This window comes from Streptomyces arenae, from assembly GCF_022343545.1.
In the GTDB taxonomy this organism is placed as follows: Bacteria; Actinomycetota; Actinomycetes; order Streptomycetales; family Streptomycetaceae; genus Streptomyces; species Streptomyces humi.
In genome coordinates this window covers 43,123-59,595 of record NZ_JAKQYH010000077.1, presented here as the reverse complement: position 1 = coordinate 59,595, position 16,473 = coordinate 43,123, and the positions used below count along the sequence as shown (strand labels likewise).

The following is a 16,473-nucleotide window of genomic DNA, read 5'->3' as shown; positions in this document are numbered from 1 at the left end:
GTATGCGGCTGTTGCGTTCCACCGATCTCGCCCTGCGGCTCCTGATGCGGCTCGCCGTGGCGGAGGGGACCACGCCCACGACCCGTGAGGTCGCCGGCGACATGGACGTGCCGTACACGCACGCCGCGAAGGTGGTCGCCGAGCTCCAGCACCTGGGGCTGGTCGACGCCCGCCGCGGCCGGGGCGGCGGGCTCACGCTCACGGAGCGGGGCCGTACCGCCTCGGTGGGGGCGCTGGTGCGGACCTTCGAGGGCGAGGGGGACGTGGTGGACTGCGAGGGCGGTGACCGCCCCTGCCCGCTGAGCTCCGCCTGCCGCCTCAGGGGTGCCCTGCGCCGGGCCCAGGAGGCGTTCTACGCGGCCCTGGACCCGGTGACGGTGGCGGACATGGTGGTGGAGCCGACGGGGCCGCTGCTCCTGGGGATCTCTCGCAGGCCAGGGGCGTCTGGCGGCTAGGGGCGGGGGCACCCCCGGCGTCCCTTTCGGGGGGCCCTTCCGCGGGGCGTTTTCAGGCTGATGCCAGCCACAGGTCCGGGCCGAAGACCTCGTAGTGGATGTCGGCCGGGGACACGCCCTTCTCGATCAGCTGGGCGCGGACCGCCCGCATGAAGGGCAGCGGGCCGCACAGGTACGCGCGCGTGCCGGGTGCCACGTCGACGTCCGTCAGGTCGACCAGGCCGGTCCGCCCGCCCGGCTCGGCGTCGCGCTCGTAGAAGAAGTGCACGGCCGTGTCCGGCAGCTTCCCCGCGTACGCGATGTGGTCGGCGCGCAGGGCGTGGTCGGCGGGGGAGCGGTCGCCGTGGACCACGGTGACCGGGTTCCGGTGGCCGTCGGCCGCGAGCGCGGCGAGCATCGCCACCATCGGGGTGACGCCGATGCCGGCGGAGGCCAGGAGCAGGGGCCGGCCGGCCGTGCCGTCGAGGACCAGGTCGCCGTACGGCTCCGAGAGCTCCAGGACGTCACCCACCCGCACGCGCGCGTGCAGGTGGCCGGAGACCTCGCCGTCGGGCGTCGTGCCGCCGCCGGCCACCCGCTTGACGCTGAACTGGCGGACCGACTCGCCCGGCGCGCCGGAGAGGCTGTACTGGCGTATCTGGCGGGCGCCGTCGGGGAGCGTGACGCCCACGGAGACGTACTGTCCGGCGCGGAAACCGCGCACCGCGCCGCCGTCGGCGGGACGGACCCGGAAGGTCACGACGTCGGCCGTCTCCGGCACCCGTTCGACGACCTCCCAGGGCCGGAACCCGGTGTCGCCGCTCTCCTCGTACAGCCGCTTCTCGATCGCGATCAGCGCGTTCGCCATCAGCCAGTAGACCTCGTCCCAGGCCGCCGCGACCTCGGGGGTGACGGCCTCGCCCAGCACCTCCACGATGGCGGCGAACAGGTGTTCGTGGACGACGTCGTACTGCTCGGGGGTGACCCCGAGGGAGGCGTGCTTGTGGGCGAGGCGCCCCAGCATCGCGTCGGGCCGCCGGTCGGGGCGGTCCAGGAGGTGCGTGGCGAACGCGGCGATGGAGCCGGCGAGGGCCTGCCGCTGGGTGCCGGCGGCCTGGTTGCCACGGTTGAAGAGGTCGCGCAGCAGCTCCGGGTGGGCGGCGAAGAGCCGGGCGTAGAAACGCTCGGTGATCTCGCCGATGGCCGCACCCACGGCGGGGAGGGTGGCGCGGACGGTGGCGGCGGACGGCTCGGACAGCATCGGGGCTCCTTGTGGCTCGCCGAACGGCTGGACACCTGACGCTATTAAAACTTGCATCTGAGATTCAAATTTAAGGTCCGTGGTCTCGGTCACTCGGGATCCGGACGCCCGGGATCCGGACCGGCCATTACGGATGTCGGTGCGAGCAGGCAAGATGGGCGGGAGCGCAGTACACCTGCGGTATGGGAGCCGTTCAGGCCGAGGACGCCGACGCGATCAAGGTCCGCAACGCGCATGAAATGCTGTTGTGGTGTGATGCCGAGGTGCCCGACCGCCTCCTGAGGGACCGGGACCAGGCGGCCTGACCAGCAAGGATGGGGAAGCGGAAGATGGACAAGCAGCAGGAGTTCGTGCTCCGGACCTTGGAGGAGCGCGACATCCGGTTCGTACGCCTGTGGTTCACGGACGTGCTGGGCTTCCTCAAGTCCGTCGCCGTGGCCCCGGCCGAGCTTGAACAGGCCTTCGACGAGGGCATCGGTTTCGACGGCTCCGCGATCGAGGGCTTCGCCCGGGTATACGAGTCCGACATGATCGCCAAGCCGGACCCGTCCACCTTCCAGGTGCTGCCGTGGCGCGCGGAGACTCCCGGCACGGCCCGGATGTTCTGCGACATCCTGATGCCGGACGGCTCCCCGTCCTTCGCGGACCCGCGGTACGTGCTCAAGCGCGCCCTGGCCCGCACCTCCGACCTCGGCTTCACCTTCTACACCCACCCCGAGATCGAGTTCTTCCTGCTCAAGGACCGCCCGCTGGACGGCACCCGGCCCACCCCGGCCGACAACTCGGGCTACTTCGACCACACCCCGACCAACGTCGGCATGGACTTCCGCCGCCAGGCGATCACCATGCTGGAGTCGATGGGCATCTCGGTGGAGTTCTCCCACCACGAGGGCGCGCCGGGCCAGCAGGAGATCGACCTGCGATACGCGGACGCCCTCTCCACGGCCGACAACATCATGACGTTCCGGCTGGTCATGAAGCAGGTGGCGCTGGAGCAGGGGGTGCAGGCGACGTTCATGCCGAAGCCGTTCTCCGAGCACCCCGGCTCCGGCATGCACACCCACCTCTCCCTCTTCGAGGGCGACCGCAACGCGTTCTACGAGTCCGGTGCCGAGTTCCAGCTCTCCAAGGTGGGCCGGTCCTTCATCGCGGGCCTGCTGAAGCACGCGGCCGAGATCTCCGCGGTCACCAACCAGTGGGTGAACTCGTACAAGCGCATCTGGGGCGGCTCCGAGCGCACGGCGGGCGCCGGCGGCGAGGCGCCCTCGTACATCTGCTGGGGCCACAACAACCGCAGCGCGCTGGTCCGCGTCCCGATGTACAAGCCCGGCAAGACCGGCTCCGCGCGCGTGGAGGTCCGCTCCATCGACTCCGGCGCCAACCCCTACCTCGCCTACGCCCTGCTCCTTGCCGCCGGCCTGAAGGGCATCGAGGAGGGCTACGAGCTCCCGCCGGGCGCCGAGGACGACGTCTGGGCGCTCTCCAACGCCGAGCGCCGCGCGATGGGCATCGAACCGCTCCCGCAGAACCTCGGCGAGGCCCTGACCCTCATGGAGGGCAGCGACCTGGTCGCCGAAACCCTCGGCGAACACGTCTTCGACTTCTTCCTGCGCAACAAGCGCCAGGAGTGGGAGGAGTACCGCAGCGAGGTCACCGCCTTCGAACTGCGCAAGAACCTGCCGGTGCTGTAGGCGCAGGTGAGAGTGGCTTTACCGCTGATTCAGCGGACGGGGCCGACGGTCATGGACCGTCGGCCCCGCGGCAGGTGCGAACTCGGGATCGGGGGGTCCGAGGTGGTGCCGGGAAATCAGTCTCGCCCCGTGCTCAACCTCATGGAGCTGGTGAGGAGGGAGGGGGAATGGACCACGGGGCAGCCAGAGATCCATCCGGGCTCCAGCCGTTTTTTACCGTGCTTGCGCCTTCGGCCCCTCGATCTGCTGCGGCCAGGATTCTCGCGGCTTCTTCGAGCACCCCGTTCTCGACGTACCCACATCGTTGCAACCAGTCGACTGCCGCGTCAGTACCGTGGGCTGCCGCGAGCATTCTTGCGGCCGTCCCCCTTATGCCCAGAGAATGCGGAAGCATGGCTTCGTAGAGGGTGAGCGCCTCTTCCGTCCTGTCCGCCGCAGCCAGCGAGCCCGCCAGATCGTAAGTACTGATGTTCTCGAATTCCTGGCACACATCAACTCGCTCCTCCAGTCGTCCCAGTCTCCCCAGTAGTGCGGAGAGTCCGTACGAGGAACTCTTGTCGCCCGCGTCCGCTCTGACCCGGAGACGGCTGATCGCCTCGTCTGCCCGGCCGAGCTGCTCCAACAGCCTCACCAGCTGTGCAAAGGCCTTTTCGTGACCCTTCTCGGCGCGAACCCGTAACCAGGTCACTGCGTCATCTGGGCGCCCGGCCCGCAACAAGGCGTTCACGGCCCCGTGGTATGAATTTCTGAGGCTGATGTATTCGACGTCTGCCGCACGCTGATACCACACATCCAGAGCCTCGCGCTCGCGACCTTGTTTCATCAGCAGGTCGCCCACGTACTGGGGTGCTTCACGATCGCCGGCCTCTGCCCTTCCTCGCAGCCAGGACACTGCCTCGGCCACCCGGCCCGACCTGGTGAGAATTGCGACGACCGTCCTTTGTGCCTCACGATCCCCGGATTCGGCGGCCCGTAGGTACGCTTCCAGTGACTCGGAGTGCCGGCCGGTTTCGCCAAGCAGTTCGGCGACTGGCCCCCAAGCCCGTACATCGCCTGCCGTTGCTCTTTCTCGGAGGAGGGCCAGGGCTTGCTCCTTGGCCTGGTCGCCGTGTGCCAGGCGGACCGCGTGCGGATAGGCGTGGTCCACACCAGCCGCTACTTGGCTCGAAATCCAAGTGAGTGCCTCGTCAGAGCGCCCCTCGTCTTCGAGGAGGCGAACCACATGGTCCACGAAGTGGAAATGCCCGCGTTCCACGGCTTTTTTCGACCAGCTGATTTCCTCGTCGTAGCGACCTTCCTCGTGCAGCAGTTCGGCCGCGTACCTCCACGCCTCACGGTCACCCGCCTCGGCGCCGCGCTGGATCCAGGACAGGGCAGGCTCAGGAAATCCCGCGCGCCAGAGACGGAGTCCGACAGGAGCGAGGTCTTCCTCGTCGTCCCAGTCAGGGTCCTCCCTGACCGCGCGCTCGTACCATTGGACCGCTTCCTTCCAGCGGCCCGCGAGCAGCAGCAACTCGCCCTTCCACCGGGGAACGGCTTGTCCGTCACAGAGCCCGGCAGCGTACAGGTACCAGTTCTTGGCTTCTTCGTCGCGCTCGGCCCTGGCAAGCAGATCTCCCATGTGCTGGGCCGCATGAGGACTGCCGTCGGCTGCGGCTTTCTCGTAGAACTGCCCGGCGACATGCAGGAGGCCCCGGGACTGAGCGGCCTGGGCCAGGCGAATGCGGTCTGCCGAGGACCCGTGGTCGAGCAAGGCGTTCCACAGCGAAGCCGGCAGGCGAACCGTGCGCCGGTGGGTGCGGGCGTGCTGCTCGAGGTAGTCGGCCAGGCGGTAGCGGGCTTGTGCCGGGGCTACGGCACCCGTGTGGTCGCGTATGCGTGTCAGTGGACCACGTGTGCCTCGTAGCGGGCGATTGGTGTTGATGAGTACGCTCTCCAGCCAGTCATCCCGGAGCAGGTCCCATTGGGCCCCGGGAATGTATCCCTCGGCTGCCGCATCCAGGAGCGCGAGCGGAAGGGAGACGCCATGGCCCACGCGGCGGGCATCCATGGCTGCTTCGATGACGGCTCGCGTGGGCCGTGTCGCCGTTCGGTAGCGTTCGAGAAGGGCCGGCGCTCCAGCCAGATACTGAGTGATCTGGCCGTCCTCGGCACGTTCCAGGGCGTAACCCAACCGTGGATCCTCGCGTGCCTTGGTTCGCGCGGACAGAAGTTCTGCTTCGTTGAACTCTGTCAGGATGTGCAGATCCCGTCCGGTGAGCAGTTTCCTGGCCTGCTCATGCCGGTCCGCAGTCCCGGCGGCCGGTTCAGCGACCAGAATCTCCCAGTACTCCGGCCAGACGGTGCCCAGGACCAGCACGGGCCCACGCTGCGCCTCGCGCAGCAGGGTCCTCAGGCCGGCTGAAATCCGTTCCCCCAGGTCGCTGTTCGGCGTGAGCAGGTAGTGCTGGGACTCGTTCAGCCAGACCACGGTGCGCGGTCCGACCCTTTCGAGTTCGGCAAGCGCGGCTTGAGGACGTGTCGGGTCGATGGGGTGCCAAAGCCGCCACGTGGCGGGAAGAGACCGAAGCGCTTCCCAGCACGCCCTCGTCTTGCCCGTGGACGAGTCACCGACGAGCACCACCATCTTGCTGCTGCCGGCAGCGGCTTCCCGTGCAGCCGCGCGCAGTACTCCGTCGTGGGCCCGTTCCACATACGTGGGCAGCAGCGGCAGGTGTCGCGCGTCTTTCGCTGGTGGATCGATGGCCTGGTGCACTTCCAGGGCGAAGGGGTCGGTGAAGTCAGTTATCGGTCGGCCGGTCATGCCTTGAGCCAGAGATCCCGTGTGCGTGCGGCCAGGTCTGCTTCGTCCGGGCCCGCGCGGTCTTCGTCGTCCACCTCTGCGCACTCCTTGACGATCTCAGTGAGGCTCGGATGGCCCACCACGAGGTACGCCTCGTACAGAAGGACTTTCGGATCGCGCAGAGTCCCCGACGCAGAACGTGGACGTTTCAGCACATGCCCCCCTGTGTCGCATGCCGTCGCAACAGTGTGGCCCCGGAGGGGGCCTGAAGGTGGCTGAACTGCACGACTCCATCGATGGCGGTTTGCCGCGCCGCGGAGTCGATCTTGCGAGTGGGAAGGCTCGCCCGGTTTCAGGTGGGTTCCGGTTCCGTCTTGACGGCTCCTGGCCTTCGCGTCACCCGCTGTACGCCGGGGACACCGCCGAGACGCTGATGCGTCGTGGTCTCCCCGTGCCGTCCGACGGGATCTCGTACAGGTCCGCGCCGTAGTCGCCCGGGAGGGCGTAGACGAGTGTGCCGTCGTTCTTCCAGACCGCCTGGTCGTCGACGCTGCGGGACTCGGCGAGCGGGGTCTCGCGCATCGTGCCCAGGTCCAGGACGTACAGGTGCCAGGGGGCGTCCTTCGGCAGGCCCCGCACTCGCTTCTTGTAGGCGACGCGGGTGCCGTCGGGGGAGAGGGACGGGCATTCGACGTTCGCGTGCAGGGTGGTGACCGTGCGGGTGCGCAGGTTGCCGCGGACCAGGTAGGTCGAGCCCTTCGTGGCCAGCGTCGCGTAGAAGGTGGTGTCGTCCGACGCGAACGTCACGCCCCAGAAGTTGACGTCCGCGGAGTGGTAGGAACGGCCGTCCTTGAGGATGCGGAAGGACTCCAGGGTCGGGATCAGCTCGCCCGTGCGGGTGTCGACGATCGCCGTGCGGGTGGAGAAGTTCGTGCCCGCGTACGAGTCGCCGCCCACGAACGCCGTCCAGGCCGCGTAGTGGCCGGTCGGGGAGACCCGGGCCCGGGACGGGATCCCCGGGACGTCGTAGCGGGCCTCGGTGCGCAGCCGCGCGTCCAGGATCAGGGCCCGGTACGTGTCCGAGACCGGGCCGTGCACGGCCTGGAGGCACACGCCGGTGCCGGACGCGGCGTAGAAGCGCAGGCACTTGACGCCGGAGGCGGTACGGGGGCCGGCGGGCGCCGAGGACGGGGTCGAGGTCAGTTCGTCGCGGTGCGGACCCCACGCCATGTTGCGGAAGATCATGCGGCCGGGCGCGGTGAGCGTCACCGTGCCGGGGGTGACCTTCGCGGCCCCCGCCTGCGTGTGGTCGCGGCGTTCCGCCCGCGCCGACGCGTGCAGGACGGAGGCCAGGGCCACCGCCCCGAGCACGGCCAGGGCGGACGCGAGGATCAGGATGCGGGACCTCAGGGTCATACGGCTGCCTCTCGGAAGGGGCGGAGGGTGAGGGCGTACCCGGCGCACACGGCGAGCGCGACCGTCGACAGCAGCAGCGCGGTACGGTCGCCCCACAGCGTCCATGCCGCGCCGAACGCGAGTGAGCAGGCGAAACGCGCGCCCGCCTGGCCCGTCTGGACCAGCGCCAGGCCCGAGGAACGCAGCTCCTGGGGGACGCTGTCCGACGCGACCGCCATCAGGACGCCGTCGGTCGCCGCGTAGAACGTGCCGTGCAGGGCGAGGACCGCGTAGGGCAGTGCCGTGCCGTGCCAGGACGTGAGCAGCAGGATGTAGGCGAGCAGCAGGGCCGCGTGGCCCGCGAGGAACACCCGCCAGCGGCCCCAGTGGTCCGCCAGCCGGCCGAGGGGGACGGCCAGGAGGAGGAACGCGGCCGCCGTGCCGAGCGGGAGCAGGGCGAACCAGCGGTCGGGCACGCCGAGCCGCCGTTGCAGCAGCAGGTACACGAACGAGTCGCTCACCGTGGCGAGGCCGAGGAGCAGGGCACAGACACAGATCCGCCGCAGGTCACGCCGCCCCAGCAACCCGACCGCCGCCCCCACACCAGCCCGCGCCCCGGCCGCACCGGCCCCGTGCGCCTCACCCGGCCCCGGTCCCACCGAGCCGGCCCCGTGCGTCCCGCCCGCCACCGACCCGGCCGTACCGGTCTCGTGCGTTCCGTCCGCCACCGGTCCCGCCGTACCGGTCCCGTGCGTTCCGTCCGGCGCCCGCCTCGCCGCGGCCGTCCCCTGCCTGCCGTCCCGCACCGACTCCGCCGGCCTGCGCCCGCCCACGTCGCCCGGTACGAACAGTGCCAGGACCAGTACGCCGATGGTCGCCACGCAGAAGCTGACCGTGAAGACGGCGTCGTAGCCGTCCACCGTCGCCCGCAGGATGAGGAACGCGGCCAGGGGGCCGAGCAGGGCGCCCGCCGTGTCCATCGCGCGGTGCACGCCGAAGGCGCGGCCCCGGGTCTCCGGGGTGCTGGAGAGTGAGATCAGGGCGTCCCGGGGCGCCGTGCGCAGACCCTTGCCGGTGCGGTCCGCCGCCAGGACCAGGCCGATGGGGGTGAGGGTGTGGGCGACCAGCAGGAGCGGTTTGCAGAGGGCGGAGAGCGCGTAGCCCGCGCCCGCCACCCACTTGTGGCGGCCGCCGCCGCGGTCGGCGAGGTGGCCCCCGACCAGGCGTACGACGGCCGAGAAGCCGTTGTAGACGCCGTCGAGGAGGCCGAAGCCCAGCGGAGACAGGCCGAGGCCCGCCACCAGGTACAGCGGCAGGACGGCCGTGACCATCTCGGAGGACACGTCCGTGATCAGGCTGACCGTGCCGAGGGCGAGGACGGTGGGGGCGATCGTGGAGCGGTACCGCCCGGCCGTCGTGGGCCGGGCGGTACCTTCCACGGACGCCGTCGGGTCGCTCGCGCGGCTGTCCGCTACGTACACGTCAGGACGCCCAGATCCCGGTGATGTCGGAGGAGGACGCCGCGTTGCCCGCGTGCGCGCTCAGGCCCTGGCTGTCCTCCAGGGTGCGCAGCAGGTCGTAGTGGTCGTAGGTGGTGGCGGAGGTCGAGCCCGCCGTCACCGGCTGGCCGTACAGGACGGTCGGGATGCGGTTGCCGGCCAGGCGGTTGTCCTCGTCCATGGTGACGACGAGCAGGCTGTTGTGGGTCTTGGCCCAGGTCGCGTACGCGCCCAGGTTGTTCTTCAGCCAGGTGTCACCGGTCGACACCGAGCAGTCGTGCATGTCGCTGCACAGGTTGGGGGTGACGAAGGAGAGCTGGGGGAGGGTGGAGTAGTCGGTCGGGAACTGGGCGAACGTCTTCGCGGTCGACGTCGGTACGTTGCTGAAGCCGAACCACGGGTTGTGCTTCTGCGCGTACTTGCCGCTGCTGCACGTGGTCGAGCCCTGGCTGGGCAGGGTCTCGTTGTAGCTGGCCCAGGTGCGGCCGGCGGCGAGCTGCTCGGAGGCCAGGTTGGCGGCCGAGGAGAAGCCGGGCGTGACGCAGCTGTCGTCGGTGATGCCCTGGGTGGAGCCGGAGAACAGGGCGTAGTAGTTGGGCTGGCTCGGGTGGGTCTCCGCGTACATCTGGGTCAGGTTGGCGCCGCCGGAGACCAGCGAGTTGATGTACGGGGCGCTGGAGGAGCCGATGACCTGGCTGTAGGCGTGGTTCTCGAAGACCACGACGATCACGTGGTCGGGGGCCGGTACGGCACTCGCGGCGTGCGCGGAGGCGCCGCCGAGCCCGGTCCACAGGCCGACCGCGGCCGCGGTGAAGGCGGTGGCCGAGGCCACCGCCGTACGGGCTCGGCGCAGCATCCCAGGACGTGCGGAACTGCCGGACACATCAACCTCCGGGGGAGAGGACGGAGAAGAAGGGCTGGCGGTGCGGACAGAGCATGCACACGCCAAGACTCCCATGGCTCACGGAATCTGCCCCCATGGGTGAAGAGCCGGTGAACGGCGGGTACTTGCGCCGCCATGGCACGCATCCTCGTGGGCACCTGTGGCTGGACCGACCGCGCCCTGGTGGCGAGCGGCTGGTACCCGCCCGGCCGGCGCGACCCGGAAGGCCGGCTGCGGCACTACGCCGGCCGGTTCCCCGTCGTCGAGGCCGACTCCTCCTACTACGCCCTCCCTTCCGCCCGCACCACCCGGCTCTGGGCGGACCGCACCCCGGCCGGCTTCCGCTTCGACGTCAAGGCGTTCTCCCTTCTCACCGGCCACCCCACGCGCCCGGCAGCCCTCCCCGCCGACCTGCGCGGCCACCCCCGCGACGAGGGCCTGCGCCAGGAGGTGTGGACCCGCTACGCGGAGGCCGTCGGCCCCCTGCGCGACTCCGGCCGCCTGGGCACCCTCCTCTTCCAGTACCCGCCCTCGCTGACCCCCGGCCCCGAAGCGGAGGCCTTCGTCAGGACCGCCAGGGAACGCGCCCGCGACTGGCCGTTCGCCGTGGAGTTCCGCGACCCCGCGTGGTGGCGGAGCGCGCGTACGACGGCGTTCCTCCGGGACCTGGACGCCACCGCCGTGGCCGTGGACACCGCCCGCGGCCTGCCCGGCTCCCTCCCTCCGACGGCCCAGGTCACCACCTCCCGGCTGGCGGTCGTCCGCTTCCACGGACGCAGCCCCCACTGGGGCACCGGCACCAAGGAGGACCGCTTCCGCCACGCCTACACCGCCGCCGAGCTCACGGAGTGGCTGCCGTGCGTGCGCACCCTGGCCGAACAGGCCGAAGAGGTCCATGTCCTGTTCAACAACTGCTGCGCGGACAGCGCCGTCCGGGCGGCACGGACCATGTCGGAACTGCTGGCGGCCCACCTGCCGCACCAGCTGCGCGCCCCGTCCGCCGGGCAGCCGCCGCGTCCCGCCGGCCGCACGGCCGAGGCCGGTCCCGGCCGCTCCGGTTAGGCTCGTCTGGCCAGGTCCGTGATCCCAGGGGAGGCCGCAGATGACGCCGGGGCGCAGGAGCAGTACCTTCACGCGGCTGCTGCGGCACGGCTTCACCGATGCCTCGGCCGCCGAGCGGCTGCTGGACAGCGCCGAGCTGGCCGGCGTACGCGACGACCCGGTGCTCCTCGAAGCCCTGGGCGCCACCGCCGACCCCGACCTCGCCCTGCACGGCCTGGTACGGCTCCTGGAGGCCCAGCCGGGCCCCACCGCCCGCCGCGAGCTGCTCGACACGCTGATAGCCGCCAAGCCGCTCCGGGACCGCCTGCTGGGCGTCCTCGGCGCCTCCGCCGCCCTCGCCGACCACCTCGCCCGGCACCCGCGCGACTGGGAGGCCCTGGTCACCTACGAGCCCCGGGACCTGCACCCGGGCGTGGCCGAGTTCGAGCGCGGACTCGCCGAGGCCACCGACCCCGTCTCCCTCCGGGTCGCCTACCGGCGCTGCCTGCTGTCCATCGCCGCCCGCGACGTCTGCGGCACCATCGACGTCGCCGAGACCGCCGCCGAGCTCGCCGACCTCGCCACCGCCACCCTGCGCGCCGCCCTCGCGCTCGCCGAGGCCGCCGAGCCCGGCGACGCCGCCGCCTGCCGGCTCGCGGTGATCGCCATGGGCAAGTGCGGCGGTCACGAGCTGAACTACGTCTCCGACGTCGACGTCATCTTCGTCGGCGAGGCCGCCGAGGGCGCCGACGAGGCCAAGGCGCTCCGGTCCGCCACCAGACTCGCCTCGCACATGATGCGGATCTGCTCGGAGACGACGGTGGAGGGCTCCATCTGGCCCGTCGACGCCAACCTCCGCCCCGAGGGCCGCAACGGACCCCTCGTCCGCACCCTCAGCAGCCACCTCGCCTACTACCAGCGCTGGGCCAAGACCTGGGAGTTCCAGGCCCTGCTCAAGGCCCGCCCGGTCGCGGGCGACCTCGACCTGGGCGCCGAGTACGTCGCCGCGCTGGAACCCCTGGTCTGGAAGGCGGCCGAGCGCGACAACTTCGTCGCCGACGTGCAGAAGATGCGCCGCCGGGTCGTCGAGAATATCCCGGCCGCCGAGATCGACCGCGAGCTGAAGCTCGGTCCCGGCGGCCTGCGGGACGTCGAATTCGCTGTGCAGCTGCTCCAGTTGGTGCACGGGCGGGCCGACGCCTCGCTGCGCTCCGGCACCACCCTGGACGCGCTCCAGGCCCTGGCCGCCGGCGGCTACGTGGGCCGCGCCGACGCCGTCCAGCTCGACGACGCCTACCGCTTCCTGCGTTCCATGGAGCACCGCATCCAGCTCTACCGGCTGCGCCGCACCCACCTGGTCCCCGAGGACGAGGCCGACCTGCGCCGCCTCGGCCGCTCGCTCGGCCTGCGCACCGAGCCGGTGACCGAGCTGACCCGCGAGTGGAAGCGGCACGCGGGAGTCGTACGACGCCTGCACGAGAAGCTCTTCTACCGGCCGCTGCTCGACGCCGTCGCCCAACTCGCCCCCGGTGAGACCAGGTTGAGCGCCGAGGCGGCCCGGGAACGTCTTGAGGCCCTCGGCTACACCGATCCGGCCGCCGCGCTGCGCCACCTGGAGGCCCTCGCCTCCGGTGTCACCCGCAAGGCCGCCATCCAACGCACCCTGCTGCCCGTGCTGCTGGGCTGGTTCGCCGACTCCGCCGACCCGGACGCGGGCCTGCTGAACTTCCGCAAGGTGTCCGACGCCCTCGGTAAAACCCCCTGGTACCTGCGGCTGTTGAGGGACGAGGGTGCCGCCGCCGAGAACCTGGCCCGGGTGCTGTCCGCCGGCCGCCTCGCCCCCGACCTGCTGATGCGCGCCCCCGAGGCGGTGGCCCTGCTCGGCGACGGCGACGGAGGCGGCCTGGAGCCGCGGGGCCGCGGCCCGCTGGAGCAGGAGATCCTGGCCGCCGCCGGCCGCGCCGACACAGCCGAGGACGGGGTGCGGGCCGCGCGCGGTGTGCGCCGCCGTGAGCTGTTCCGCACCGCCGCCGCCGACATCGTGGACTCCTACGGCACCGAGACCAAGCCCGCCGAGGCCGACCAGGGCGCCCTGGTGGACCGGGTCGGCGCCGCCGTCTCCGACCTGACCGCGGCGACCCTGGCCGGCACCCTGCGCGCGGTCGTCCGCGACGGCTGGGGCGACACCCTGCCCACCCGGTTCGCGATGATCGGCATGGGCCGCTTCGGGGGCCACGAACTCGGCTACGGCTCGGACGCGGACGTCGTCTTCGTACACGAACCGCAGGACGGCGTGGACGAACGGGAGGCCGCCGACGCGGCCAACAAGGTCGTCGCCGAGATGCGCCGGCTGCTCCAGGTGCCCAGCGCCGACCCGCCGTTGCTCATCGACGCCGATCTGCGCCCCGAGGGCAAGTCAGGGCCGCTGGTGCGCACGCTCAAGTCCTACGAGGCGTACTACCGGCGCTGGTCGCTGGTGTGGGAGTCGCAGGCCCTGCTGCGCGCCGAACCGGTCGCCGGGGAAGCGGAGCTGGGGCGCCGTTTCATCGAGCTGATCGACCCGCTCCGGTATCCGGCGGAGGGGCTGGGCGAGGACGCGGTACGCGAGATCCGGCGGCTGAAGGCCCGGATGGAGTCCGAGCGGCTGCCGCGCGGGGCCGACCCCAAGCTGCACACCAAGCTCGGGCCGGGCGGCCTGTCGGACGTCGAGTGGACCGTGCAGCTGCTACAGCTGCGGCACGGGTGGGCCGAGCCGGGGCTGCGCACCACCCGGACCCGGGAGGCGCTGGCCGCGGCGGCCGCAGCGGGGCTGCTGGGCGACGAGGAGGCCGGGACACTCGACGAGGCGTGGGTGCTGGCGACGCGGGTGCGGAACGCCGTGATGCTGGTGCGGGGGCGGGCCGGCGACACGTTTCCCTCCGAGAGCCGGGAGCTGGCCGCGGTCGGGCGGTACCTGGGGTACGGGGACGGGCATGCCGGGGACATGCTGGACGCGTACCGGCGGACCGCGCGCCGGGCTCGGGCGGTTGTCGAGGAGCTTTTCTACGGCGCCTAGGGAGTAGCTGCTTTCGGGTGGGGCTTTCGGGTGCGGGTGCGTGGGGGTTGCTCGCGCAGTTCCCCGCGCCCCTAGAGGGGCGCTTCCAGCAGCGTTCTCGCGTGGTTCATGAGGCCTGTCAGGCCCACCTCGAAGGCTCGGTCCGCGCGGCCGTCGCCCACCGCCGCCAGGGCCTCGGCCAGGTGCGGGGTGGGGGTCTGGGCCGTCAGTTCCCACATGGCCTCCGGGGCCGCCAGGTCCAGCGCCGAGCCCAGGACCAGGTTCTCCAGGGCGATCAGCAGCGGCATCACGTCCGCCGCGGCGAAGCCCGCCGCCAGCAGCACCGAGACCGCGCGCTCGTACTGTTCGAGGACCCGGGGGGCCCGCACCGGTGAGGTCATCAGGAGCGGGATCGCCCGCGGATGGGCGGCGAACGCGGCCCGGTAGGAGCGGGCCCAGGACTCCAGCGCGGTGTCCCAGGGGGTCAGGTCGAGGGTCGCCGGGTCGATCACCGAGGCGACCCGTTCCCGCAGCAGTTCGACGATGCCGTCCCGGCCGTCCACATGGTGGTACAGCGAGCCGGTCTGCGTGCCGAGCCGCTTCGCGATCTGCGGGACGCTGAAGTCGCCCTGCTCGTCCACGAGTTGCAGTGCGGTCGTGGTGATCCGCTCCCGGTCGAGGAGCGGGGTGCGCGGCCGTCCCATCGGCGTGTTCTCCCCCGAAGGTGTGAAACGGGTCTTCCCGGATGTCCAGGAGGAGGCTACATTGCCAAAACCGAAAGGCTTTAGATTTACGGGTCCGGGGCAGCCCCTGCCCCGGTAGCGCCGGTCACCCCGCACGCCCGGAACCCTCCCGTCCGTCGCGCTCGAAGGGCTCCCCCTCCATGTCCGTCACCGCTCGCCAGGAGAACGCGCCGCCCGCCACGGCGACCCTCCGCCCCGGCTCGCTCGGCACCGCCGACATCGCCTTCTTCGTCATCTCCGCCGCCGCCCCGCTCACCGTGATGGCCGGCGTCGCCCCGCTCGCCGTCCTGCTCGGCGGCATCGGCGCCCCCGCCGGCTACCTGATCGCGGGCATCACCCTCGCCGTCTTCGCCGTCGGCTTCACCACCATGAGCCGGCACGTCAGGAGCGGCGGCGCGTTCTACGCGTACATCACCCGCGGCCTCGGCCGCCCCGTCGGCATCGGTGCCGCCCTGCTCGCGCTGATCGGCTACAACGGCATGGAGATCGGCGTCTACGGCCTGCTCGGCAGCGCCGGCCGGGACACCGCGAAGGCTCTCTTCGGCATCGACGTCCCCTGGCTGCCGATCGCCCTCGCCGGGCTGCTGCTCATCGGGTACGGCGGCTACCGTTCCATCGAGTTCGGCGCCAGGCTGCTCGGCGTGCTGCTGGTCGCCGAGACCGGCATCCTGGTCCTGCTCGCGGGAGGGGTGCTGGTCAAGGGCGGCGCGCACGGGCTGTCGGCCGCCTCCTTCGCCCCGCACCACGTGTTCGTCTCCGGTACGGCCGTCGTCCTCGCCTTCGCCTTCGCCGCCTTCACCGGCTTCGAGTCGACGGTCATCTACCGGCGCGAGGCCCGCGACCCCGAGCGCACGGTCCCGCGCGCCACCTACGTGGCCGTCGCCTTCCTCGGCCTCTTCTACGCCTTCATGGTGTGGATCATCATCCAGGCCTTCGGCGACCGGGACGTCGTCGCGGCCGCCGGCAAGGACCCCGGCGGCCTCTTCTTCACCGCCATCACCACCTACGCCGGCGGCTGGGCGGCCGACCTGATGCACGTCTTCATCGTGACCAGCATCATCGCCTCCCTCCTCGCCTTCCACAACGCGATCAACCGGTACGCCCTCGCGCTCGCCGAGGAGGGCGTGCTGCCGAGGCGGCTGGGCCGGATCCACCCCAGGCACCGCTCCCCCTACCTGGCCGGGGTCGCGCAGACCGTCGTCGGCCTGGTGGTCGTGCTCGGCTTCTGGGCGGCCGGCGCCGACCCGTACGACCAGCTGCTGCTGTGGGTCAACACCCCAGGGATGATCGGCCTGTTCGCGCTCCAGCTGCTCGCCGCGATCGCGGTGCCGTGCTACTTCCGCCGGGTCCGGCACGAGGAGGGCGCGGTGCGGACCGTGCTCGCCCCGACCGTCGCCGCCGTGCTGCTCGCCACCGCCATAGGCCTCGTCATCACCCACATCGACCTCTTCACCGGCGCGTCGGCCACGGTCAACACCCTGCTGATCCTGATCGCGCCCGCCGTCTTCGTCGCGGGTCTCGGCCTCGCGTGGTGGCTGCGCCGCGAACGTCCCGCCGTGTACGCGGCCTTCGCCGCCGAGCCGACGGAGCCGACGGAGCCGACGGAGCCGACGGAGCCGACGGAGCCGACGGAGCCGACGGAGCCGACCGAGCCGACGGAGCGCGCTGAGCCCGCCGAGCCCGCCGATTCTGTCGGCGTCACCGAATAAC

General features: G+C 71.5%; 12 protein-coding genes. 6 read left to right on the top strand and 6 right to left on the bottom strand.

Going from position 1 to position 16,473, the window contains the following annotated elements:
* Positions 1-2: 2 nt before the first annotated feature.
* Entirely contained in the window at positions 3-455 is a 453-nt protein-coding gene (locus MB828_RS37565) for an RrF2 family transcriptional regulator (RefSeq protein ID WP_301652077.1), read from the top strand.
* A 52-nt stretch (positions 456-507) separates the two neighbouring features.
* On the opposite strand, the gene MB828_RS37560 is transcribed toward MB828_RS37565, so the two are convergent.
* Complete coding sequence (locus tag MB828_RS37560) at positions 508-1,695, bottom strand: globin domain-containing protein (RefSeq protein ID WP_301652076.1); 1,188 nt, start codon at positions 1,693-1,695, stop codon at positions 508-510.
* Positions 1,696-1,877: 182 nt separating this feature from the next.
* Between MB828_RS37560 and MB828_RS37555 the strand changes: the two genes are divergently transcribed.
* Both MB828_RS37555 and glnA read left to right on the top strand, forming a co-directional pair.
* Positions 1,878-2,000, top strand: a complete 123-nt coding sequence (locus MB828_RS37555) for a hypothetical protein (RefSeq protein WP_301652075.1) — start codon at positions 1,878-1,880, stop codon at positions 1,998-2,000.
* Positions 2,001-2,024: 24 nt separating this feature from the next.
* On the top strand, positions 2,025-3,386 hold the full coding sequence (gene glnA / locus MB828_RS37550) for a type I glutamate--ammonia ligase (RefSeq protein ID WP_046733615.1): 1,362 nt from the start codon (positions 2,025-2,027) through the stop codon (positions 3,384-3,386).
* 139 nt (positions 3,387-3,525) lie between these two features.
* On the opposite strand, the gene MB828_RS37545 is transcribed toward glnA, so the two are convergent.
* The 4 genes from MB828_RS37545 to MB828_RS37530 all read right to left on the bottom strand — a co-directional run bounded on the left by MB828_RS37545 (position 3,526) and on the right by MB828_RS37530 (position 9,918).
* Positions 3,526-6,189 carry a hypothetical protein gene (locus MB828_RS37545; RefSeq protein WP_301652074.1) on the bottom strand — a complete coding sequence of 888 codons (2,664 nt, stop codon included), beginning with the start codon at positions 6,187-6,189 and terminating at the stop codon, positions 3,526-3,528.
* Between the two features lie 375 nt (positions 6,190-6,564).
* A complete protein-coding gene (locus MB828_RS37540; protein ID WP_301652073.1) occupies positions 6,565-7,584 on the bottom strand; it encodes a TolB family protein in 1,020 nt (339 codons plus the stop codon).
* Positions 7,581-9,044, bottom strand: coding sequence for an MFS transporter (locus tag MB828_RS37535; protein ID WP_301652072.1), 1,464 nt, complete (start codon positions 9,042-9,044; stop codon positions 7,581-7,583). The genes MB828_RS37540 and MB828_RS37535 overlap by 4 nt, the downstream gene beginning before the upstream one ends.
* A 1-nt stretch (position 9,045) precedes the next feature.
* Entirely contained in the window at positions 9,046-9,918 is an 873-nt protein-coding gene (locus MB828_RS37530; RefSeq protein WP_301652071.1) for an alkaline phosphatase family protein, read from the bottom strand.
* Positions 9,919-10,080: 162 nt separating this feature from the next.
* Between MB828_RS37530 and MB828_RS37525 the strand changes: the two genes are divergently transcribed.
* Entirely contained in the window at positions 10,081-11,007 is a 927-nt protein-coding gene (locus MB828_RS37525; RefSeq protein ID WP_301652070.1) for a DUF72 domain-containing protein, read from the top strand.
* 40 nt (positions 11,008-11,047) lie between these two features.
* Positions 11,048-14,041 (top strand): bifunctional [glutamine synthetase] adenylyltransferase/[glutamine synthetase]-adenylyl-L-tyrosine phosphorylase, encoded by a 2,994-nt coding sequence (locus MB828_RS37520; protein ID WP_301652069.1) that lies wholly within the window; start codon positions 11,048-11,050, stop codon positions 14,039-14,041.
* A 71-nt stretch (positions 14,042-14,112) separates the two neighbouring features.
* Here the strand turns inward: MB828_RS37520 and MB828_RS37515 are convergent, their stop codons facing one another.
* Complete coding sequence (locus MB828_RS37515; protein WP_301652068.1) at positions 14,113-14,724, bottom strand: TetR/AcrR family transcriptional regulator; 612 nt, start codon at positions 14,722-14,724, stop codon at positions 14,113-14,115.
* 179 nt (positions 14,725-14,903) lie between these two features.
* On the opposite strand from MB828_RS37515, the gene MB828_RS37510 reads away from it, so the two are divergent.
* Entirely contained in the window at positions 14,904-16,472 is a 1,569-nt protein-coding gene (locus tag MB828_RS37510; RefSeq protein ID WP_301652067.1) for an APC family permease, read from the top strand.
* Position 16,473: the final 1 nt, after the last annotated feature.

Bases quoted from the DNA above. Each gene is read 5' to 3' on its own strand.
- MB828_RS37565 (WP_301652077.1), top strand. From the start codon at position 3: ATGCGGCTGTTGCGTTCCACCGATCTCGCCCTGCGGCTCCTGATGCGG.
- MB828_RS37560 (WP_301652076.1), bottom strand. From the start codon at position 1,695: ATGCTGTCCGAGCCGTCCGCCGCCACCGTCCGCGCCACCCTCCCCGCC.
- MB828_RS37555 (WP_301652075.1), top strand. From the start codon at position 1,878: ATGGGAGCCGTTCAGGCCGAGGACGCCGACGCGATCAAGGTCCGCAAC.
- glnA (WP_046733615.1), top strand. From the start codon at position 2,025: ATGGACAAGCAGCAGGAGTTCGTGCTCCGGACCTTGGAGGAGCGCGAC.
- MB828_RS37545 (WP_301652074.1), bottom strand. From the start codon at position 6,189: ATGACCGGCCGACCGATAACTGACTTCACCGACCCCTTCGCCCTGGAA.
- MB828_RS37540 (WP_301652073.1), bottom strand. From the start codon at position 7,584: ATGACCCTGAGGTCCCGCATCCTGATCCTCGCGTCCGCCCTGGCCGTG.
- MB828_RS37530 (WP_301652071.1), bottom strand. From the start codon at position 9,918: ATGCTGCGCCGAGCCCGTACGGCGGTGGCCTCGGCCACCGCCTTCACC.
- MB828_RS37525 (WP_301652070.1), top strand. From the start codon at position 10,081: ATGGCACGCATCCTCGTGGGCACCTGTGGCTGGACCGACCGCGCCCTG.
- MB828_RS37520 (WP_301652069.1), top strand. From the start codon at position 11,048: ATGACGCCGGGGCGCAGGAGCAGTACCTTCACGCGGCTGCTGCGGCAC.
- MB828_RS37515 (WP_301652068.1), bottom strand. From the start codon at position 14,724: ATGGGACGGCCGCGCACCCCGCTCCTCGACCGGGAGCGGATCACCACG.
- MB828_RS37510 (WP_301652067.1), top strand. From the start codon at position 14,904: ATGTCCGTCACCGCTCGCCAGGAGAACGCGCCGCCCGCCACGGCGACC.